17 protein-coding genes, 2 tRNA genes and 1 rRNA gene are annotated in these 21,745 nt (G+C 53.1%); 8 read left to right on the forward strand and 12 right to left on the reverse strand.

The genetic code is table 11. From position 1 onward, the window contains the following. Positions 1-363: 363 nt before the first annotated feature. The 5 genes from Z948_RS0104825 to Z948_RS0104845 all read right to left on the reverse strand — a co-directional run bounded on the left by Z948_RS0104825 (position 364) and on the right by Z948_RS0104845 (position 4,222). Positions 364-439 (reverse strand) — tRNA-Ala (locus Z948_RS0104825). Between the two features lie 21 nt (positions 440-460). After that, positions 461-537: transfer RNA gene (locus Z948_RS0104830), tRNA-Ile, on the reverse strand. Between the two features lie 158 nt (positions 538-695). Then, a 16S ribosomal RNA gene (locus Z948_RS0104835) occupies positions 696-2,158 on the reverse strand. A gap of 862 nt (positions 2,159-3,020) precedes the next feature. Further along, positions 3,021-3,827: a crotonase/enoyl-CoA hydratase family protein gene (locus Z948_RS0104840; RefSeq protein ID WP_025058442.1), complete on the reverse strand. Its 807-nt coding sequence runs from the start codon at positions 3,825-3,827 to the stop codon at positions 3,021-3,023. Positions 3,828-3,910: 83 nt separating this feature from the next. Then, the gene (locus tag Z948_RS0104845) at positions 3,911-4,222 is read right to left on the reverse strand and encodes an ETC complex I subunit (protein ID WP_025058443.1); all 312 of its coding nucleotides are present in this window, start codon (positions 4,220-4,222) and stop codon (positions 3,911-3,913) included. Between the two features lie 157 nt (positions 4,223-4,379). On the opposite strand from Z948_RS0104845, the gene uvrB reads away from it, so the two are divergent. Next, entirely contained in the window at positions 4,380-6,584 is a 2,205-nt protein-coding gene (uvrB, locus tag Z948_RS0104850; protein ID WP_025058444.1) for an excinuclease ABC subunit UvrB, read from the forward strand. 3 nt (positions 6,585-6,587) lie between these two features. On the opposite strand, the gene Z948_RS0104855 is transcribed toward uvrB, so the two are convergent. Further along, complete coding sequence (locus Z948_RS0104855) at positions 6,588-6,986, reverse strand: hypothetical protein (protein WP_156023518.1); 399 nt, start codon at positions 6,984-6,986, stop codon at positions 6,588-6,590. Positions 6,987-7,065: 79 nt separating this feature from the next. Between Z948_RS0104855 and Z948_RS0104860 the strand changes: the two genes are divergently transcribed. Further along, entirely contained in the window at positions 7,066-7,731 is a 666-nt protein-coding gene (locus Z948_RS0104860) for a hypothetical protein (protein WP_025058446.1), read from the forward strand. 35 nt (positions 7,732-7,766) lie between these two features. Here Z948_RS0104860 and Z948_RS0104865 read toward each other — a convergent pair whose 3' ends face one another. Both Z948_RS0104865 and Z948_RS0104870 read right to left on the reverse strand, forming a co-directional pair. Then, positions 7,767-10,061, reverse strand: a complete 2,295-nt coding sequence (locus tag Z948_RS0104865) for a glycosyl hydrolase family 28-related protein (protein ID WP_025058447.1) — start codon at positions 10,059-10,061, stop codon at positions 7,767-7,769. A 146-nt stretch (positions 10,062-10,207) separates the two neighbouring features. Further along, positions 10,208-11,785 carry a lysine--tRNA ligase gene (locus tag Z948_RS0104870; RefSeq protein ID WP_025058448.1) on the reverse strand — a complete coding sequence of 526 codons (1,578 nt, stop codon included), beginning with the start codon at positions 11,783-11,785 and terminating at the stop codon, positions 10,208-10,210. Positions 11,786-11,906: 121 nt separating this feature from the next. Between Z948_RS0104870 and Z948_RS0104875 the strand changes: the two genes are divergently transcribed. Then, a complete protein-coding gene (locus tag Z948_RS0104875) occupies positions 11,907-12,329 on the forward strand; it encodes a tellurite resistance TerB family protein (protein WP_025058449.1) in 423 nt (140 codons plus the stop codon). On the opposite strand, the gene dacB is transcribed toward Z948_RS0104875, so the two are convergent. Next, complete coding sequence (gene dacB / locus Z948_RS0104880; protein WP_025058450.1) at positions 12,326-13,816, reverse strand: D-alanyl-D-alanine carboxypeptidase/D-alanyl-D-alanine endopeptidase; 1,491 nt, start codon at positions 13,814-13,816, stop codon at positions 12,326-12,328. The genes Z948_RS0104875 and dacB overlap by 4 nt on opposite strands. Positions 13,817-13,904: 88 nt before the next feature. Here dacB and Z948_RS0104885 point away from each other — a divergent pair, with 88 nt between their 5' ends. Continuing rightward, a complete protein-coding gene (locus tag Z948_RS0104885; protein ID WP_025058451.1) occupies positions 13,905-14,729 on the forward strand; it encodes a DMT family transporter in 825 nt (274 codons plus the stop codon). On the opposite strand, the gene Z948_RS0104890 is transcribed toward Z948_RS0104885, so the two are convergent. Both Z948_RS0104890 and Z948_RS0104895 read right to left on the reverse strand, forming a co-directional pair. After that, positions 14,721-15,323 (reverse strand): nicotinate-nucleotide adenylyltransferase, encoded by a 603-nt coding sequence (locus Z948_RS0104890; RefSeq protein WP_025058452.1) that lies wholly within the window; start codon positions 15,321-15,323, stop codon positions 14,721-14,723. The genes Z948_RS0104885 and Z948_RS0104890 overlap by 9 nt on opposite strands. Before the next feature lie 68 nt (positions 15,324-15,391). Continuing rightward, the gene (locus Z948_RS0104895) at positions 15,392-16,681 is read right to left on the reverse strand and encodes an alpha/beta hydrolase (RefSeq protein WP_025058453.1); all 1,290 of its coding nucleotides are present in this window, start codon (positions 16,679-16,681) and stop codon (positions 15,392-15,394) included. Between the two features lie 82 nt (positions 16,682-16,763). Between Z948_RS0104895 and ettA the strand changes: the two genes are divergently transcribed. The 4 genes from ettA to Z948_RS0104920 all read left to right on the forward strand — a co-directional run bounded on the left by ettA (position 16,764) and on the right by Z948_RS0104920 (position 20,674). Then, entirely contained in the window at positions 16,764-18,419 is a 1,656-nt protein-coding gene (ettA, locus tag Z948_RS0104900) for an energy-dependent translational throttle protein EttA (RefSeq protein WP_025058454.1), read from the forward strand. Positions 18,420-19,051: 632 nt separating this feature from the next. Continuing rightward, positions 19,052-19,258: a cold-shock protein gene (locus tag Z948_RS0104910; protein WP_007117950.1), complete on the forward strand. Its 207-nt coding sequence runs from the start codon at positions 19,052-19,054 to the stop codon at positions 19,256-19,258. A gap of 157 nt (positions 19,259-19,415) precedes the next feature. Further along, complete coding sequence (locus Z948_RS0104915) at positions 19,416-19,967, forward strand: L,D-transpeptidase (protein WP_025058456.1); 552 nt, start codon at positions 19,416-19,418, stop codon at positions 19,965-19,967. Positions 19,968-20,092: 125 nt separating this feature from the next. Next, positions 20,093-20,674 (forward strand): hypothetical protein, encoded by a 582-nt coding sequence (locus Z948_RS0104920; RefSeq protein ID WP_025058457.1) that lies wholly within the window; start codon positions 20,093-20,095, stop codon positions 20,672-20,674. 75 nt (positions 20,675-20,749) lie between these two features. On the opposite strand, the gene Z948_RS0104925 is transcribed toward Z948_RS0104920, so the two are convergent. After that, on the reverse strand, positions 20,750-21,745 hold the full coding sequence (locus Z948_RS0104925; RefSeq protein WP_025058458.1) for an ABC transporter substrate-binding protein: 996 nt from the start codon (positions 21,743-21,745) through the stop codon (positions 20,750-20,752).

The following is a 21,745-nucleotide window of genomic DNA, read 5'->3' on the forward strand; positions in this document are numbered from 1 at the left end:
TTCAGACAGCCTTACGACTGTCTCGGTTAGTGTACTTGACTTGGACAACACTGTTCATTTCAGATGGCAAACACTTACGGAACCGAGGAAACAGTTCATGGTAAATGCTCGCGTCAGACCCGAAGGTCATCAGCACCATACTGAGATCATCGCCACACTCGGCGCGATCAAACAGTGATGTTTGTTACTTTAATTACTTAAAGTAACTGTATCTCTCTTTACGATGTTAATTCGTCCAATTGGACGGTTAAGAACTGCGAGCAGTGCTTAACGGTCAAATTGATCTTTGTCTTAAGGTGTCCTTCTCGTGATCTTGCTTCGCAAGACACTGTCAGGACTTCCCATCTTACTGTGTAAGATGCTTGGTGGAGCCTAGGAGGATCGAACTCCTGACCTCCTGAATGCAAATCAGGCGCTCTCCCAGCTGAGCTAAGGCCCCATCAATTCCCTTGCGGGATCTTGGTGGGTCGAGGAGGACTTGAACCTCCGACCTCACGCTTATCAGGCGTGCGCTCTAACCACCTGAGCTACCGACCCATACGAGCGGTAGCTCGTGTTCTGTTTCTGAAGAGATATGAGGACGGCTCGGTCCGAAGAGTGCACCGAAGTGCCTCTAAAATATGGTCAGTTTTGTTTACTGACCTGCTAAGTGTTTCACGATGACTGTAAACAGTCATAGCTAGAAACATCCTTAGAAAGGAGGTGATCCAGCCGCAGGTTCCCCTACGGCTACCTTGTTACGACTTCACCCCAGTCGCTGATCCTACCGTGGTCCGCTGCCTCCTCGAAAGGTTGGCGCACGGCCGTCGGGTAGAACCAACTCCCATGGTGTGACGGGCGGTGTGTACAAGGCCCGGGAACGTATTCACCGCGTCATGCTGTTACGCGATTACTAGCGATTCCGACTTCATGGGGTCGAGTTGCAGACCCCAATCCGAACTGAGACATCTTTTGGGGATTAACCCATTGTAAATGCCATTGTAGCACGTGTGTAGCCCAACCCGTAAGGGCCATGAGGACTTGACGTCATCCACACCTTCCTCCCGCTTATCACGGGCAGTTTCTTTAGAGTGCCCAACTAAATGATGGCAACTAAAGATGTGGGTTGCGCTCGTTGCCGGACTTAACCGAACATCTCACGACACGAGCTGACGACAGCCATGCAGCACCTGTCACTGCGTCACCGAAGTGAACGCCCGATCTCTCGGGTTAGCACAGGATGTCAAGGGTTGGTAAGGTTCTGCGCGTTGCTTCGAATTAAACCACATGCTCCACCGCTTGTGCGGGCCCCCGTCAATTCCTTTGAGTTTTAATCTTGCGACCGTACTCCCCAGGCGGAATGCTTAATCCGTTAGGTGTGTCACCGAACAGTATACTGCCCGACGACTGGCATTCATCGTTTACGGTGTGGACTACCAGGGTATCTAATCCTGTTTGCTCCCCACACTTTCGTACCTCAGCGTCAGTATCGAGCCAGTGAGCCGCCTTCGCCACTGGTGTTCCTCCAAATATCTACGAATTTCACCTCTACACTTGGAATTCCACTCACCTCTCTCGAACTCAAGACCAGGAGTTTAGGAGGCAGTTCCAGGGTTGAGCCCTGGGATTTCACCCCCTACTTTCTGATCCGCCTACGTACGCTTTACGCCCAGTAATTCCGAACAACGCTAACCCCCTCCGTATTACCGCGGCTGCTGGCACGGAGTTAGCCGGGGTTTCTTTACCAGATACTGTCATTATCATCTCTGGCGAAAGTGCTTTACGACCCTAAGGCCTTCATCACACACGCGGCATGGCTAGATCAGGCTTGCGCCCATTGTCTAAGATTCCCCACTGCTGCCTCCCGTAGGAGTCTGGGCCGTGTCTCAGTCCCAGTGTTGCTGATCATCCTCTAAAACCAGCTATAGATCGTAGACTTGGTAGGCCATTACCCCACCAACTATCTAATCTAACGCGGGCTGATCCTTTACCGATAAATCTTTCCCCCGAAGGGCACATACGGTATTACTCTCCGTTTCCAGAGGCTATTCCGTAGTAAAGGGTACATTCCCACGCGTTACTAACCCGTCCGCCGCTCGCCCCGAAGGGTGCGCTCGACTTGCATGTGTTAGGCCTGCCGCCAGCGTTCGTTCTGAGCCAGGATCAAACTCTCAAGTTGAAAAGCAATTACTTGCTTATCCTTGACGTCGAACCTCTGCACATCGACCATATGACCTTACTGAAATCATATGGCGTCTTTTCTGTTTGATGTACTTAAAGTTACCAAAGCAACCGAAAGCCGTTCAAACAGTGAAGCTGACACTCTATCATCGGACATAAGCCCTAAGAGCGCGATATACAGACGTTGATCCATCGAAATAGACCAAACCGCCCACATATCTCTTCAGATATCTAATTTTCAAATAACGTAGAGACAAAAACCAACAAGATGCGCTAAACTTAACCTAGCGCGCCCCGCCGTCAGTACCTCTGAATTTCTCTTTCACTTCAGTCCCTTAGCGTCTCCGCTTCGTTCCGTCCGCTGCCCCGTAGCTCATTGCTGCGCTTCGGTAAGGGGGGTTCTAGGGTTTGTTCCAAGAACCCGCAAGCTGTTTTTGTGACAAAGCGGCCAAAAAATGCACTTTTCTGCCTCGTCAAAGCTCTGTTAGCGCTTAACCCCCTTATTTATATAGCCAAAATGGAGCCGAACTTTATTGCATTTTTATTGCGAAGCTTTGGATTCCCTCGCTTTTCCCGTGCCATTTTCAAGGAATCCCCCCGTTTTAAGGGTCCGTTTACCTCTATCTCGACGACTCGGGCGCCTTTCCTCGGAATCAAAGCGATTCACTTCGCCTGATTCAGGCCTGTTTTCGCCCTGCCCCGCCCTGCGCCCCCTCAGATTCCCCATCTCCCACTCTGATTTTGGCCGCAAGAATCAAAAAAGCCCCCGATCCACTGAGAATCGAAGGGCTTTAGACCTTTAGATCGACTGGTTTGGTGTTCCGCGGGCCAAACCAGTCTTTGAATGTCTCATTTCAACGTTATTCGTTTGGGCGAACCCGCGCGCCGCTTTTATCTGCGAACGCGGCTAACCGTGCACGAGCGTCTGGCTGGGTATTAACGACACCGGCCACAACTGCTTCGGCATAGGCTGCATCCATGGCCGACATGTTTTGCATATGGCTGACGGCCGAGCAGATCGCAAAGTTGGAAAGGGGTAGGTTTTCAGCGGTACGTTCAGCCAGTTGGATGGCCGCTTCCAAACTAGAGCCCTCTACTATGTATTGTGCAAGCCCTAGATCCACGGCTTCTTGTCCTTGATACACGCGGCCAGTCAGCATCATGTCGATCATTCGGGACTTCCCGACCAAATCGGTAACTCGGATTGTTGCGCCGCCGCCAGTGAACAAACCGCGCTGCCCTTCGGGCAAAGCAAAATACGCCGTTTGATCCATCACGCGGATATGGGCTGAACTGGCCAACTCGAGCCCACCGCCCACAACAGCGCCTTGCAGCGCTGCGATAACCGGAACGCCACCATATTCCATCTTATTAAAGGCTTCGTGCCAGCGCAGGCAAACATGCATAAAGTCAGCTGGGCTGCGATCTTCGTCGTGATGTTCAATCAGGTCCAGCCCTGCGCAGAAGTGATCCCCTGCCCCAGCAAGCACGACCGCGCGTACATCGGCGCGAGGCGCGATAGAGAAGAATTGCACCAACTCTTCAATCGTATCGATATCCAGTGCGTTTCTTTTGGTTGGTCGATTAAGGGTAACAACCCAAACGCCCCCGTCGCGTTCCTCTAGTGCGAGGTTAGTGTAATCGGCGGCGTTAATTGTAAGCGGCATTTGCGTCCCCTGAACTAAATAGAATTCCGTTTCGGATTTGGTGTTCTATTTCTCAGGTCTTAGCAAGCGATAGTTTTCGCTGCTTAGTGGGTCCAAGCACCGCGGCGATCGGTTGCAAAGTTCTCACCGTAACCGCCTGCACGAATGTTTGGCTTGCGACGGTTGGGGTCTTGCACCTGAGCTTCGATACCGTGTTCGGATGCGTATTCAACGGCATCTTCTTTTGTAGCGAACTGCAGGCGAACCTGGCTTTGGGTATCGGTGGAAGATGTCCACCCCATCAAAGGATCTACCTCACGCGCAGCAGCTGGCGCGAATTCCAGCACCCATTTATTCGTCTTCGCTGTGCCTGATGACATTGCGGTACGGGATGGCTGATAGATTCTGGCGCGCATGGATTTTCTCCGTTTGATGCAAGACAGGATATGACACGCTGCTGCAACTGGATCAAGGGTTCGCTCTGATGACAGTTTATGACATCTGAACAACAGTCGCACCTTGAACACCCGACAAAACATGGCACCTATAGGGAACACCATCCGGAGACACCCTATGCCTTATGCACAAACCGACAAAAGCGAAGTGACGACAGAGATATTGTCAAACGCTGCGCCCGATGTGCGTAACCGCCCAAAACTGGAGGGCGGCAAGAAATTCGTGCTGCAAACCGAATTCGAACCAGCAGGCGACCAACCACAAGCGATCAAGGAACTCTCCGAGGGCATCCGCAGCGGTGAGCGCGATCAGGTTTTGTTGGGCGCTACGGGCACCGGCAAAACATTTACCATGGCCAAGATGATCGAAGAGACCCAGCGCCCCTCGATCATTCTGGCCCCGAACAAGACACTGGCCGCACAGTTATATGGAGAGTTCAAAGGCTTCTTTCCCGATAACGCCGTGGAATATTTCGTCAGTTTCTATGACTACTACCAGCCCGAGGCCTATGTCGCCCGCTCGGATACTTTCATCGAGAAGGAATCCCAGATCAACGACCAGATCGACAGGATGCGCCACTCGGCCACCCGCGCGTTGCTGGAACGTGATGATGTTGTCATCGTTGCATCCGTTTCATGTATCTACGGTATCGGGTCGGTAGAAACCTACGGTGCGATGACCCAAGACCTGAAGGTCGGGGAATCTTATGACCAGCGTCAGGTCATCGCCGACCTTGTGGCACAAGCCTACAAACGTAACGATGCGGCGTTTCAGCGTGGCACCTTCCGTGTGCGCGGCGACAGCCTAGAGATTTTCCCAGCCCACCTTGATGACCGCGCATGGAAACTGTCGTTCTTCGGTGAAGAGCTGGAAAGCATCACCGAGTTTGATCCGCTGACTGGTGAAAAGACGGATACGATGGATCAGGTCCGCGTTTATGCGAACTCCCACTATGTGACTCCAAAACCAACGATGAACCAAGCATTGGTTGGTATTAAGAAAGAGCTGCGTTCGCGGCTGGATCAGCTGGTTGCCGAGGGCAAGCTGCTAGAAGCGCAGCGGCTAGAGCAGCGCACGAACTTTGACCTTGAAATGCTGGAGGCCACTGGCGTCTGCAACGGTATCGAAAACTACTCGCGCTATCTAACGGGGCGCGCACCGGGTGAGCCGCCCCCAACCCTGTTTGAATTCATCCCAGACAATGCGATTGTCTTTGCCGATGAAAGCCACGTCAGCGTGCCGCAAATCGGCGGCATGTATAAAGGTGACTTTAGGCGCAAGATGACCCTATCCGAACACGGGTTCCGCCTGCCTTCCTGTATGGATAACCGTCCGCTGAAATTCGAAGAGTGGGACGCGATGCGCCCGCAATCGGTTTTCGTATCCGCGACACCCGCGGATTGGGAGCTAGAGCGCGCTGGCGGCGTGTTCACCGAACAAATCATCCGTCCCACTGGGCTGATCGATCCGGAAATCGAAATCCGTCCGGTGGACATGCAGGTGGATGATCTGCTCGACGAGGTTCGCAAGGTGACAGCCAACGGGATGCGAACGCTTTGCACCACATTGACGAAACGCATGGCCGAAGACCTGACCGAATATATGCACGAACAGGGCATTCGCGTGCGTTACATGCACTCGGACATCGACACGATTGAACGCATCGAGATTCTGCGAGATCTGAGGCTGGGTGCTTTTGACGTGCTGATCGGGATTAACTTGCTGCGCGAGGGATTGGACATTCCCGAATGTGGCTTGGTCGCTATTTTGGATGCCGACAAAGAAGGCTTTTTGCGCTCTGAAACCTCTCTCATCCAGACAATCGGGCGCGCGGCGCGAAACGCCGAAGGCCGCGTTATCATGTATGCCGACCGGATCACCGGATCGATGGAACGGGCGATGGGCGAAACCGAACGTCGCCGCGCCAAACAGATCGCCTATAATGAAGAGCACGGCATCACACCGATGACGGTCAAAAAGAACGTCGAGGACATTCTCGCGGGGCTTTACAAGGGGGACACGGATCAATCGCGGGTCACGGCGAAAATCGACAGCAAACTGGCTGGCGGCAATATGCAGGCGGTGCTGGACGGGCTTCGCGCAGACATGCGCAAAGCTGCCGAAAACCTTGAGTTCGAGGAAGCGGCACGCCTGCGCGATGAGGTAAAGCGGCTGGAAGCCGTCGATCTAACCATCGCCGATGATCCTTTGGCGCGCCAATACGCCGTTGATAAAGCTGTAGACGATGCGCAGAAAAAATCGGGGCGTAGCACGATGGGGCGTGGCGGGATGCGCGGCGGTGTAAAACGGCGCGGCCGGTAATGCTCAGAGGGGGGCGGACCTGAGCTTTTTGGAAAAGCTTACCCGCTGACCCTTGCCGATTGATCCCGTTACAAACCACTCCTTGCGCATATGCGGGTAGTCTGGTCGCCAATCCCGAAAACGGTCATTACTGATGATTTGGATTTTACCGCCCTGACACGCGGCCAGCAGCAGGGCGTCTGCCTTGGTCCCACGGGGGGCTATGATTACTTCTGCAATCATACGCAGCCCGTCCAACGCGGCCGAGTTCATCCAACGATCAATAGAATGGTCAAAAAACACAACAGGCTGAAACCGGCGGGCAACCAAAGAGGTCGCGACCGCTTTAGGCAGCTCGGGACGCGCCTGTTCACCGCCCCAAAAAAGCGTGTTTGATCCGTCTACCAATACAGTCACCTTCACTTCACACTCCATTCGGCCTTTGACGGTAATCTTTTATTAAGAGCTATTAACCAAAACTGAGCGCAGGAGTCTTGCCTCAGTGTTTTATCGTTTAACCTTTTTCCTCTTTATCCTATCGGCACAGCTTGTGAATGCCGGACCGTGGTTGCGTGAAAAAGGCTCTGCGTTTACCGCGGTTTCTTTTTCCAGCACCTACTATTTGGAGACGTCCAACCAAACATATCTGGAATATGGGCTGACGGATTCAACAACATTGGTCGCTGATGTCAGTTTCGTCAGGCTGCACTACGTCCCGAGCAGCGGTTATGCCACGTTCTCGCTTCGCAGAAGCTTCGGCCCTGAGGAAGGGAAATCAAAATGGGCTTACGAGCTGGGGTTTGGCGCTGGATGGATCGGCTCAGAAACCCTCCCCCATATCCGAACTGCGCTTAGTTGGGGAAAGGGCATCAAATGGGGTGAAAAATCTGGCTGGTCGACCGTCGAAGCCGCAATTCTCTGGGATCTTACCCATGAACTTCATGTCGGGAAAATTGACACAACCATCGGCCTTAACTTTACCGATACGACGGCTGGCATGTTGCAGCTATATACCGCCTTTGTGGAAAACCAAAGCGTCGCAACCATTGCGCCATCCATTGTTCTATCCCCCAAAAACAGTAAATTCCGCTTTCAGGTTGGAACAGAAAGCGAAATTGGAAACTGGGGAAACACCGCCCTGAAACTCGCCCTATGGAGAGAGTTTTAAATGGGCTCCGGCGATACCGCCGAAGCCCCTTCATGTTAGACGACGTCATTATCCATTCGAACAGTAACAGCGATCTTGCCGCGCACAGCTTCGGACCAGATCACATGCACCTGATCCGCCGTCGTCCCTTGTTGAGCACGCACAAAAGGGTTGTCGTAATTATAGGCATTCGCAGCATTGCGAACCCCACCGCGAACAGCCACGGCGTCAATGCTCAGAGATCGTGCATCAAACGGCAAACCAGGTCCCGTCGGGATAACCCATGTCTGCGCATCGGTGTTTTGCTGGAACTCGATCAGATGCGGGTTCGCGACTGGTTGGCTAATCCCATGAAACGAATTCCCCTCAAAGCGAACATTGCGCATCCTTGTATAGTTCAGATCGGCAAAGCTGGTGTCCACACGTTCAGCCCGATTAACGTAACCGTTAATGCTGCGGAACCGGTTGCCGGATACGTTCAACCCGTTGATGAAATGCCCCGCCCCATAGGGTTTGACCACCAAATAGCTAAAGCTTGTTGAAACCTCGCCAGACAGGAAGATGTTGCTGGTGATGTCCAACGAGCTAAAGGAAAAACCGCTGTCAAAAACAGGCGAGGGATCACGCTCGTTCGTCCATTCAAAAAACGCGTTATCCACATAGTTCTGGCTGAACACGGTCGAAGCATAAGCTTCGGCCAAAACAACACCCGCAGAGCGAATGCCCCCAGCAATTGAATCCCCCTGAAAGAAGTGGTTCCCCGTGATCAAGTGGTTCTGCCCCGCCATCACCGCAAAATGCTTGAACCGTTCCGCACGACAATTTCGCAATTTGACGTCATTGGCGTTCACATTCAAAGCAATGGTTTTGCGCTGCGATACCTGAATATCATTTTCCGAGGAAAGGAACTGGCAGCGTTCGATGAACATCCCCTGACAGCCACCGCCCATCGAGGTAATACCGCGGTCTTTTGGTGTTGTGATAAAGCAATCGCGAACAGCAAAAATAGTACCAGCACCCGCCAACATGATCCCGCTGCACAGCTCTTGGCACTGGAATTCAATGTTATGCAGGATAAATTTGGCAATCACATCAAAGCCGCTGAAATCCAGCATGTATTTGAACCGCTGGAAGGTAAAGTTCTGGGTACCCTCAGCGTCATATAACGGGCCATTCAGTGTCAGCTCATTTCGGGCTTCGTTTTTGGAGCGCACGTAAATTTCCCGTCCGACACCGGCGCCGCTCACGTGACTGCCGACTGGGATGCTTGCGATATTGGCGACATTGGTCAGTGTACGTGAATTGCTCGCAGAATAGGTGGCCTGGGCGGTGACAGTTGTCGTATCCCAATCCCCACCCGTCAGCGCGATAAGCTGGCCGTTATGGATCGCACGGCGGGTTTCGTATCGCGTTCGGTTCGCAACCGCCGCCTGCAAATCAATTGGTCCAGTCAAGGCAACCTTGCGCCCCCCCAGATCCAGCGATTCATGATCCGAATTGTTCAGCAGGGCCTGAAACGCCTTTCGAAAGGCCTCTTCTTCATTGTCAAAGGCCTGAATATAGTTCGGCAGATCAAAGTTTTGACGCAACAACAAGATTGCAGACGTCGGCATACTTACGGTGCCTTCAAACTTTGTTGGGGCATCAAATGTCACATCCCCATTCAGGCGAAAGGTGCCAGCAGGGATCAGAACAGTCCGATCATTGGCCGCGCTATTGGCTGCTTGGAATGCGGCAGTGTCATCTGTGACACCATCACCAATGGCACCAAAATCCCGCACATCGATCGTCGCCACGATATCGCCCAAAAACAAAGAGGACACATCATTGATCTCAATGTCGTCGACACGCACAACGCCGCCGTTTTGCCCGACCAAATCAATGCCCAAATGCCCATAATCCGCCGTTGGTCCCCAGACCATATCGACACCCTCTCGGTTGCCGACCCCGATAATCGCACTGACCTCTACGATTTCACCGTAGTTTGTCAAAGGCACCAAGGTTCCCGTTGTCGTCACACCCGAAATCGCATTCCCATTCGATTGCGCCGCATATGCTGCGATGCGCACCGACGGGAGGTTACCACTGATCGCTTTTACACGCGCCTTAACCTGAATATAGCAACCCGGCTCAATTGGGGTTTGCCCCTTGTACCTTAGTTGCTGCGTGCTATCCGTTTTCAGAATCTCCAACGCGCCGCCAAAATCCTGATCTGCTGGAACGAATGCACCATTGCCTGAATTGGCATAACTAGGAGAGCCAGCGGTGCCATTTCCGCTAGAGTAGGCCGCCAAACCTTCTGAATATGGGGTAGGTGTGAGTTGATTTCCGCTTGTGGTTGCCATGTTGATTTTATCCCTTTCGCGCTTCTCCGGCGCAACTGCCGGACAGGCCTAGGGAAATATCAACGAGGTATTAAAGCCGGACTATACCACCGTCACGGTGGCCGTTGCCCAATCCACGGGCACGCATCACAACGCACCCGTGGGAAACGTGATTACTCTACCAATTTACCAGCAAGCGCATCATCGATCAGCGCGATGGTCTCTTCCACGCCATACAGGGCAATAAAGCCACCGAAACGAGGGCCTTGGCTGGCGCCCAACAACACTTCATACAGCGCTGTAAACCACTCCCGCAGCGGGTCAAACCGCTCGCGACCGCAGGCAAATACCTCTGATTGCAAGGCCTCGGCGTCCAATCCACCTTCCCAAACAGAAAGGCGCGCACGTAGGTCTTGCAAGGCTTCGCGCTCCAGTTCAGTCGGTGCACGAAACACTTTCGCCGGTTTCACAAAGTCATTGTAATAACGCACGGCATAGCCTGCCGCCGCGTCCATGCCCGGATGTGTTTCGGCTGTCGCTTCGGGCGCATAGCGTTGGATAAAGCCCCAAAGCTGCGCCTTATCCTCAGCCGAAGAAACAGACGCGAGGTTTAGCAGCATCGAAAACGGCACAACCATGTCCGACTTTGGCACGTCACCACCATGAATGTGCCAAACAGGATTGTTCAGCTGGCCTTTGATGTCTTGTGTCTCATAGGCGCGCAACTGTTGGTGATACTCATCAACAGCTTTCGGGATCACATCAAAATACATCCGCTTTGCGGTCTTTGGTTTGAGGTACATAAAGTACGACAAAGACTCGGCGCTGGCATAGGTCAGCCATTCGTCGATTGTCAGGCCATTGCCTGATGTCTTGGAAATCTTATGCCCGTCCTGATCCAGAAACAGCTCATAAGTGAAATGCTCGGGTGCACGCGCGCCCAAGATCCGGCAAATCGAATCGTAGATCGGCGTGTTGGTTGAGTGATCCTTGCCGTACATCTCAAAATCCACACCCAAAGCCGCCCAGCGCGCACCGAAATCCGGTTTCCACTGTAGCTTTACGTTCCCACCCGTCACCGGCAGCGTCATCTCCTCACCCTCTGGGGTGTCAAAGGTGATCGTGCCATCCTTGGCGTTTACTTCCTTCATCGGCACATACATCACGCGGCCCGTTTCAGGATGGATCGGCAGGAAAATGGAATAAGTCTGGCGGCGCTCTTCCCGAAGGGATTTCAGCATCACGGCCATGATCTCATCATATTTTTCAGCAGCGCGCAGCAGGATTTCATCAAACTGACCTGAGCCGTAAAATTCAGCTGCTGAATAAAACTCATACTCGAACCCGAAGGTATCAAGGAATTTGCGCAAACGCGCGTTGTTATGGTGGCCAAAGCTTTCGTGCGTGCCGAAGGGATCAGGCACCGAGGTAAGTGGCTTTTGCAGGTGCTCTTCCAACGCAGCTGGGTCAGGCACATTCGACGGCACCTTGCGCATCCCGTCCAAATCATCCGAGAAACAAATCAGACGCGTTGGAATGTCGCTGATCGCTTCAAACGCGCGGCGGATCATCGTCGTGCGCGCAACCTCTCCAAAGGTCCCGATGTGGGGCAAACCAGATGGCCCATAGCCTGTTTCAAACAGAACATATCCCTTTTCAGGCGTCTTGCCTTGAAACCGTTTGAGTACGCGACGTGCTTCTTCAAAAGGCCACGCTTTGCTCTGCATTGCTGCATCCCGCATCTCAGACATATCTAACTTCCCGAAAATAATAACTGGCGCCCAATCGCCCAGCTGTGGCTTCATCTATTGCGCATACCCAGTGCCGTCAATAATCTCGGTTATAACAGGTGACACGCAAAGGATGCGACAAATGACCGAGAACCTTTCCCTAACCCTCAGCCCCCAAGACTGCCTCGTCGCAGTTATGGTCGCCGTATCCGCATCAGACGAAGATATCCGCACAACCGAACTGATCAAAATCCAGTCCGCTGTAAACCTGCTTCCTATCTTTGCCGAATTCGATGTCGACCGTATCAAAACAGTCAGCCAGATGGTTTTTGACCTCTTCGAACAAGAAGACGGCCTAGACGCGTTGTTTGGTCTCATCAAGGAAGCTCTGCCAAACAGGTTAAACGAAACGGCCTATGCCCTTGCCTGTGATGTGGCCGCAGCCGATGGCACATTAGAAGAAGCTGAACTGCGCCTTTTGGAAGAAATCCGCTATGAGCTTGAAATCGATCGCCTTTACGCGGCTGCAATCGAACGTGGCGCAAGGGCGCGCCATCTGGTTTAGGCGCCGTATAAAACGCCCCAGCGCTCAATAAGCTGTTGCTGCATCCGCTTTGCGCGGCGGTTCCAGCTCACCCCGCCTGCTGGGCCTTCGCGTTCTGCGCGTGTGAGCGTCGCGCGAATATCTTCATCAGCCGCAAATATGGCAAATGCCATTTCTGTGCCATCCGGCCCCGTTAAATACCCCGCCAATGAGGACACAAAATTCAAGGTCCCCGTCTTTGCGTGCACTTGAATCGGGTGGTCGTTGATCACCTTACGCTTTTCATCCCGCATGGCGATTGGCTTTAAAATCTCGCGCAGCCCTTCGCTATGAACCTTGAGCAGCGCAGTCACCATATCCTTTGCCGTTAGACGGCTATCATCGCCCAAACCGGAATGATCGACCAAAGAAACCTCTGTCATACCAAGGTTTTCAATGGCCCATTTATTCATACGGCTGGCTGATTCTTGCAGGCTTTGTGGTTTCCCAGCGCGTTGCGTCGATGCCGCCAACCCCATCATCTCAGCGGTTAGGTTCGTTGACCACTTCAACATATCTTTCAGGATACGGCGCAGGGTCGGGCTTTGGTGGCGCACCAAAACCTCTCCTGCAGGTAATAATTCAACAAGTTGCGGCGCGCCAATGCGTAGCCCTTGGGCGGCAGCTACACTTTGGAAAACTTCGCCTGCATATAATCCGGGTTTACGAACCGGCAGCCAGCGCGATCCACCTCTGCCCAAAGCCCCGCGCGCAACAGTCCAAGCATCCACACCATTGCGGTCTTCATAGGTATAAATCGGTGTTGAGCGGTCCCGAATTTGCATCGCGGCCATTCGAACAGACGGCCGATATTTCTTTGTCCGCCCTTCCATGGTGACAGCATAGTTTCCGTTGGCGCGTTTCCACTCAAAATGCACCCGATTATAATTCAATGCCAAAGAAGAAACGCCCGGGTTATAACCAACTTGATCAGGTTGCTTAGGGTCAATCCGTGGCAAAACAGGCAGGCCCGCTTCGAACACTTTGAACGCCCCCTTAACACCGACGATCCCTGCTTCCTTCAAGTTGGCGGCCATATTTGCCAGCGCATCTGTATCCAGCGTGGAATCATTTCCGCCAACCAAGACCAGATCACCCATGATCATCCCGTCAACGACACCGCCCGTCGCAAGCAGCTGTGTTTCGAAACGATGTTCAGCCCCCAATGTATCCAGCGCATAAAGAGCTGTGATGGCCTTGGCTACGCTTGCAGGTGGACGGCCAACCGCAGCTTCTTGTGTTTCTAGCCCCTGACCTGTCGATGTATTCGAAACCGCAAATGAAACTTTGCCAGCCAGCTTCGCCTCGCGCAGAATATCCTCAACGCTTCGAACCGCGCGCTTAAAGAAATCTTCACCGCGCAAAACAGGGCGAAGGGATTCTGCGGGCGGCGCTGCATGCCCTGCTCCTGCGGCACTAGCCGCTGCAAGAGTTCCCAAAAAATACCGACGAGAAAATAAGCGTGTCATAACGTAGGGGTACCCTAGTTTCGGCTAAATCTACAAGCACCTATAATCTGAGTTTTATGTCAACGCACTACGTGATAACGCATATCACATGCAGCGCGCCGTATTTGTCATGTTTTTAGCCATGTCGCTCATCCCTACAGGGGATAGCGCCGCAAAAATTCTAACGTCTAGCTATGATACCGCCCCTATCTTTGCTGCTTGGTCACGGTTCGTCTTCGGAGCCCTCATTCTACTTCCTCTTGCGCCGCGCAATTCTTGGGCGCTGTTGGCCAATTGGCGGATTTGGCTACGCGCCCTCTCTTTGGCCCTTAGCATTTTCTGCATCCAACAGGCGCTTCAAATTGAAGATATGGCGACAGTTTTCGCTGCCTTCTTTATTGGCCCTCTGGTCAGCTTCGTATTGGCAGCCCTTTTTCTGAAAGAACAGGTAAGCCCCCTTAGAACCCTTTTGGTCATCATAGGCTTTGTCGGAGTGGTAATCGTCGTCCGCCCAGGCCATGACGTAAGCACTGGTGTGTTATGGGCGGTTGCATCAGGGGCCAGCTATGGCGCTTTCTTGACGATGTCGCGTTGGCTTGGCCCATTGGCATCCCCCATGGCGATGACATTTATCCAATTGTTCATTTCGGCCTTACTTTTTTTGCCCTTTGGTGCCGCCGCCATTCCCCCGTTTTCTGGGGCAGTTGTCGGCCTTACGGCCGCGTCGGCTGTGTGCTCCATGTTGGGCAACCTGCTGCTGCTTTACGTATACACGCTGGTTCCGGCCACGCGGCTTGCACCTTTGGTCTATTTCCAACTTGTGGCCGCAGTGGGGTTGGGATGGTTTATCTTTGCCGAATTGCCAGATGTCTGGACCATGGCTGGCCTTGCAATCATCCTAACTTCGGGGATCGTCTCAACGCGCTTACGTTAACCAATTGCCAGCTGCGCGAATTTCAGACGACGATACATCCATCATCGGCACATTAACAAAGCACCATGCAGGCGCATCCGCATGCGCCAACAGCTGACTATTGCGCCCCGCAATTCGGTAAGGTGCATAAAGCGAGGCGGCCCTGCTCATCCGTGCCGACATCCTTTGTCCCGGACGGGCCAGAATGCCCAACGGCACGCGGTTTGCGATGTCTTGCCAATCCTGCCAACGATGGAATTGCGCCAGATTATCTGCGCCCATTAGCCAAACGAACCTTTGTTGCGGATAAAGGCGCTGCAATCCTCTGAGCGTCTCTGCCGTAAACCGTGTCCCCAGCCTGTTTTCTATTCCCGTAATTTTAACCTTGGGGTGCCGCATGACCCTGCCCGCATGCTTTATCCGATCGGCCAAGGCAGCGGGCCCATGCTCCTTTAAGGGATTGCCCGGGCTTACCAGCCACCACACCTGATCCAAACCGAACCGTTTTAAAGCTTCGCGTGTAATATGCGCATGCCCAGCGTGGGCAGGATCAAAAGATCCGCCCAACAAACCAATCACTTGGCCGCGAGAGGCATATGGTATGTCATAGCGCAAAACGATATCTGGTCCCAAAGTTCATTCAGAGGCAAAAGGACGGCACGGCCCTTAAATTGTCAATCACGCTAGCGGTCGATGACGGTCGCCAAATCAGGCAAGCGTTCCAATGGATAGTTGGGTTGCAATACCCATACAGCGTCCTCATCTTGCTCTAGCGGCCGCAATGTTCCCCCTGGAAAGGCGCGGGTACGTAGGGCCAAAACAATATCCGATAAAACCGCTGGATTCTCCCTGAAGTATGAGTGGCTATTCGCGTTCCCTGCCCCTTCGACACGAATGAAATGGATCAACCCTTCTTTGGCGAGGCCCTTCAGTTCTTTGGTAGAGAAATCATCCTGTTTCAACGCACCGATCCGCGCCGAATTGGTCAAGAACCCCGATAGCTTTAAGGCGAGATCATCAGGATTCACATAAATATTCACCTGTTCAAAGGCTTCAGAAAACCTTTCGGTCAGTAACCGCTGACGCATCACACCCGTATCCAAATCAGCAGCCGCCAAAATCAAGGTACCTGTCTTTAGCCCAAGCTTTGGTCTAACGCCCCGCGCACGCTGAACCAATATCAACTCGCGCAGAGCTTGGGTTACCACACCGGTTCCACGGGAGTGGGCCACAATATCAATGTCTTCCACTTCCGGCATTTCCGCCAGCATCGTCAGAAATTCTTTGGCGTGATAGACGCTAAAATCGCCCGAAGCGCGATCCCGAAAATACCCAAGCGGCCCCCGATTACCCGCAGGCCAGCTGAAAGCCAACGGTATGCTATCGCGCCCTGCAAAGTGCCACAAATTGGCAAGCGTCGTGACCCCTGTTTCAAACTCATTCGCGACACCATGCGTGTATATGAGAATACGGCGATGGCCGGTGCGCGCGATTTCAGCCCTTATCTGCGCCTGAAAGGCCTTGCGCCCCGCATCATAGCTGTCTGCTGCTGCCTTCTCGACCCTTAGTTCACCGTCAAGGCGGTGGTTAGGAAGAGGAACAGAATCAAAACGGACTTTTTCCTCTACCTTGGTAACGGTCAGACGGCTAATTCGCCCATTTCGATCCACATGCGTTCTCGCGACCAGATCATCCCAATCATCAGCACCAAACTGAACCGAAGCCGCCCCAAATGCCATCGCCGAGGATCGATCGCGACCATACCCCGTGATCCTGCCCTCGGTTCTCTCTGGTTCTCGGTCGGTAACAAACAGAATTTGTGGCGTCACGCTGCGCAAAACAGCGGGAACAGCGGGTGCTGGATAATTCGTCCCCTCTAGGTACAAATTAGGGGGCGTTGCCAGCCGCCCGTCAAAGCCGCACCCGACCAAGCCGAAACCCAGCAATGCCCATAGTATTATTCTCGCGGCCATTACGGGTCTCCCTTGCACGTTGATCTTGCCCCCTCTGACCGATATTGCAAGATAAATCCAGACAAGCACTAGGAGTCGCGCAATGGCCGCTTATCAATACGTCTATCATATGCAAGGGGTGTCAAAGACCTACCCAGGCGGCAAGAAATGTTTTGAAAACATTCACTTGAACTTTCTTCCCGGTGTGAAAATCGGTGTGGTTGGTGTCAACGGCGCCGGTAAATCCACCCTGATGAAAATCATGGCCGGTATGGACAAAGACTTCACTGGCGAAGCTTGGGTCGCTGAAGGGGCCAAAGTTGGCTACCTTCCACAGGAACCGAAACTCGATCCTGAGCTAACCGTTCGTGAAAACGTTATGCTGGGTGTTGCGGGCAAAAAGGCGATCCTTGACCGCTATAACGAACTTGCCATGAACTATTCTGATGAAACGGCTGATGAAATGGCCGCGTTGCAGGATCAGATCGATGCCGAAAATCTCTGGGATCTCGACAGCCAGATTGACGTATCTATGGAGGCCCTGCGTTGCCCACCCGATGACGCGGACATTTCCAAACTATCTGGTGGTGAGGCCCGCCGTGTCGCACTGTGTAAACTTCTTCTCGAAGCGCCAGAAATGCTGCTGCTCGATGAACCGACCAACCACCTTGATGCTGAAACCATCGCTTGGTTGCAGCAACACCTGATCGACTACAAAGGCACCATCCTGATCGTTACCCACGACCGTTATTTCCTAGATGATATCACCAGCTGGATTCTCGAACTCGATCGTGGCCGCGGCATTCCTTACGAAGGCAACTATTCTGATTGGCTCGAGCAAAAGGCCAAGCGTCTGGAGCAAGAATCGCGCGAAGACAAATCCCGCCAGAAAACTCTTGAACGCGAATTGGAATGGATGCGCCAAGGCGCAAAAGCCCGCCAGTCCAAATCCAAAGCGCGTATCAAATCGTATAACGAAATGGCTGATCAGTCCGAGCGCGAAAAGTTGGCCCACGCCCAGATCGTTATCCCGAACGGGCAGCGTCTAGGTGGCAAAGTGATCGACGTTGAAGGCCTGACCAAAGCGATGGGTGACAAGCTGCTCGTTGAAAACCTAGAATTCTCGCTTCCACCTGGTGGGATTGTCGGTGTGATCGGTCCAAACGGCGCGGGTAAATCCACCTTGTTCAAAATGCTGACAGGTCAGGAACAACCCGATTCCGGTACGGTCGAGATCGGCGATACAGTTGAGCTTAGCTATGTTGACCAAACGCGCGATGACCTGAACCCAGAGGATAACGTCTGGCAGGCGATCACCGGCGGGGCCGAGTTGATCCAACTGGGTGATGCCGAAGTGAACTCACGCGCTTATTGTTCTTCGTTCAACTTCAAAGGCGGCGACCAGCAGAAAAAAGTCGGCCTGCTGTCGGGTGGTGAACGCAACCGTGTGCACATGGCGCGGTTGTTGAAATCCGGCGGCAACGTGCTGCTGCTCGATGAACCGACCAACGACTTGGACGTCGAAACGCTGCGTGCTCTTGAGGATGCTCTGGTAGACTTCGCGGGTTGCGCCGTGGTCATTTCCCACGATCGCTTCTTCCTTGACCGTATTTGCACCCATATCCTCGCCTTTGAAGGCGAGGCACATGTTGAATGGTTCGAGGGGAACTTTGAGGACTACGAAGAGGACAAAAAGCGCCGTCTTGGCGCCGATGCCCTAGAGCCAAAGCGCCTCAAGCACAAGAAATTCGTGCGTTAATTCAAACGGTTGGAGCAGGTCAAATTCTGCTCCAACCCTTCCCTCTTAGGACGCAACGACGCCACGTCCTAAGGTGAATAGTTACACGGGGCATACTGGCTTTCTTCGGGGTGCCTTTGGCCTTGGTTGCCCCAGCTACTCTCCCTCAAGTTTTGCCGAAATACATTTCTGCCCAGATTGCGCCACCTGCAGCCCAGCCTGCAAATATGGCGGAACAAGGCACGGAATCAGGCCAAGGTCGGTCGCAACCTTCTCGCATCCCTGCCAATCGAGGAATCGGGTAATTCTTATCCCTGTGGCCGACAGGAATTGTGATCCTTTCCTGCCCTTCTGCGATGCCGCGCAGCAACGCGAAAAAGACCCTGGCAAACCTCCCCCGATTAACCATTCAAATCAGCGCCTTACAAGATTCAAAAATAGCCACACCACCACCACCTCGGGCAAGCCAAACTTTGCCTGCCTCTGTCGAAGTACTTGATTTTGAAGCGCCTTGGTGTCATGTGTAAGGCTGCGAACGTTATCTTTATCCTGACCACTGTCTCCGCTTTTGCGTTCAGTCTCTCGATTACAGACCGACCAAGCCGGGCCATCGCACTCTCGCGGATGGCATCTATCTACTAGGAGACTACGGAATGGCTACTGGCACCGTAAAATGGTTTAACACTACAAAAGGCTTCGGCTTTATCGCACCTGATGGCGGCAGCAAAGACGTGTTTGTACACATCTCAGCTGTTGAGCGCGCTGGCCTTACAGGTCTTGCCGACAACCAGAAAGTGACTTTCGACATCGAAGCAGGCCGTGACGGCCGCGAGTCCGCGACAAACATCGCGCTTGCATAAGCTGCGTTAAGGCACATCGGCGCTGCCGATTACCTGAGCACACGAAAAATTGACCGGCCATTCTGCAACGAATGGCCGGTTTTTTCGTTTATCGCTTGAAAAATGGCCGAATATTTGGACATTAGAAGCAATCCCAAGTTGTTCAAGGACCGTCCAAATGCTCCGTCGTACATTTATCGCAAGCTCTCTTGCCGCTACCGCAGTTCCACAGCTAGCATCCGCTCAGGCCGCTGCTTTTGATCCAACACCACAAAAGGTCCGGATCAAGAAAAGCTATAAAGTCGGCGAGCTGTTGATCCTGCCACGCAGCTACTACCTCTACTTTGTTACCGCACCTGGTGAGGCCATGCGTTATGGCGTAGGCGTCGGCAAAGCAGGTCTGGAATTCACAGGCTCCGCGACAATCTCGGTGAAAAAAGAATGGCCCACTTGGCGCCCGACAAACGAGATGATCGAACGCGATCCAAAAGCCTATGCACGCTTCATCGGCAACACAGAGGCACAGCCAGGCGGCCCTGGAAACCCACTAGGTGCGCGTGCGCTTTATCTGTTCCAGAACGGCAAAGACACATATTTCCGCATCCACGGCACAACAGCCCCGAAATCCATCGGCCGCTCCGTGTCAAACGGCTGTATCCGTATGCTGAACGCACACGTCAAAGACCTTTATGAGCGTGTACCAATTGGAACGACTGTCACAGTTCTCTAAGTGCTGTAATCAGCCAGAGATATAAAGGCTGGTGTTTTCACCAGCCTTTTTTTTAGCATCACTTACTTTCTAACAGCTGGCCAATCACCTTACGGCCCGCCACGCCTCAACGAAAAGGATCAGATATGGCTCAAGGCACGAACCTTCCAAAAGTTGTCCTATATGCTTCTGCCGCATGTCTCCTACTGGTAGCCGGTTTGGCCTTTATGCTGTCCAGTTCTTCTCACCACCCCTCCTCTGCTCACTCGCACGGTGCGTTTTCCGGTGGGCATGACGAACGCACGATGCCTGGCCTCGTTGGGGAAAATGCCTCACCAGAGGAAAGCGAAGAAATGCGTGTCCTCTTCCGCAAATTCGATACGCTTTCGCGCGAAGTAACAAACCTTCCCAATGGCATTCGCACTGTCACCCGCAGCTCGGACCCAGATGTAATGGAGGCCCTTGTCAGCCACGTCATTGGCATGATTGACCGTGTGGACACGGGCGAAGACCCAAAGGTGATCATTCAGAGCCCAACCCTTGATGTTTTCTTTTTGAAAGCTGACTTGATCGAAACCTCGATTGACGTCGCTGACGAGGGGATTGTCGTCATTCAAACGTCAGCTGATGCTGAGATGATCAACGCTTTGCAAACCCATGCAGCCGAAGTAACCGACATGGTCGAAAGAGGCATGCAAGCGGTTCATGACAGGCTGGATGGCCACTAACCCTAGCGCGCTGTGAAAATAGAAAGGGCCGGCAATTCCTGCCAGCCCCACCTAAATTTCTTATCACAGTAAAAGTTACTTCAACGCTTTGTCGGTAATCATGGATGTCCACGCGCCTTCAGGCTGCTTGGAAATCACTGGATCGGAACCACCTGCCAGAAGCGTATCAACGGTACGTTGGAAATCCGCCTCGACCAAAGCACCAGTCGAACCGGCTGTCAGCTTGGCGATCTCTTTCATCATACGTACCTGCGCCTCTTCAGATTGCGCGCCTGTTTCATCGTTCTCGACGATGATTGCACCCGCTTCTTCAGGATTTGCAGCGGCATATTCCCAGCCCTTCATCGACGCACGCACAAAGCGAACCATTTTGTCGACGAACACTTCGTCCTTCAGGTTATCTTCGAGAACGTAGATCCCGTCTTCCAACGTCGCGACACCCTGATCCTCATATTTGAACGTGATCAGCTCATCTGGGTTCACACCAGCATCCAGAACCTGACCGTATTCGTTGTAGGTCATCGTCGAGATACAATCTGCTTCGCGCTGCAACAGAGGATCAACGTTAAAGCCCTGCTTGAGAACCGTAACACCCTCATCGCCGCCATCGGTGCTAATGCCCTCTTGGCTCATCCAGCTTAGGAATGGGTATTCATTACCAAAGAACCAAACGCCAATTGTCTTGCCCTTGAAATCTTGAACAGAGGTGATGCCAGTGTCTTTCCAGCAGGTCAGCATCAGGCCAGATGTCTTGAACGGCTGCGCGATATTCACAACTGGCAAACCCTTTTCACGAGCGGCAAGCGCGGATGGCATCCAGTTCAGCATCGCATCTGCGCCGCCACCTGCCAGCACCTGAGGGGGTGCAATATCAGGACCACCCGGAAGGATTGTCACTTCCAGACCTTCTTCTTCGAAGAACCCCTTTTCCTGCGCAACATAATAGCCCGCAAACTGAGACTGGGTTACCCACTGCAGTTGCAGGGCCACGGTGTTGGCATGTCCGTCTGCAAAAACAGGTGCCGCTGTCATACCTGCGGCACATGCTGCCGCCATCATAAACTTCTTCAT

Origin of the sequence: Sulfitobacter donghicola DSW-25 = KCTC 12864 = JCM 14565 (assembly GCF_000622405.1) — a bacterium.
Classification (GTDB): domain Bacteria; phylum Pseudomonadota; class Alphaproteobacteria; order Rhodobacterales; family Rhodobacteraceae; genus Sulfitobacter; species Sulfitobacter donghicola.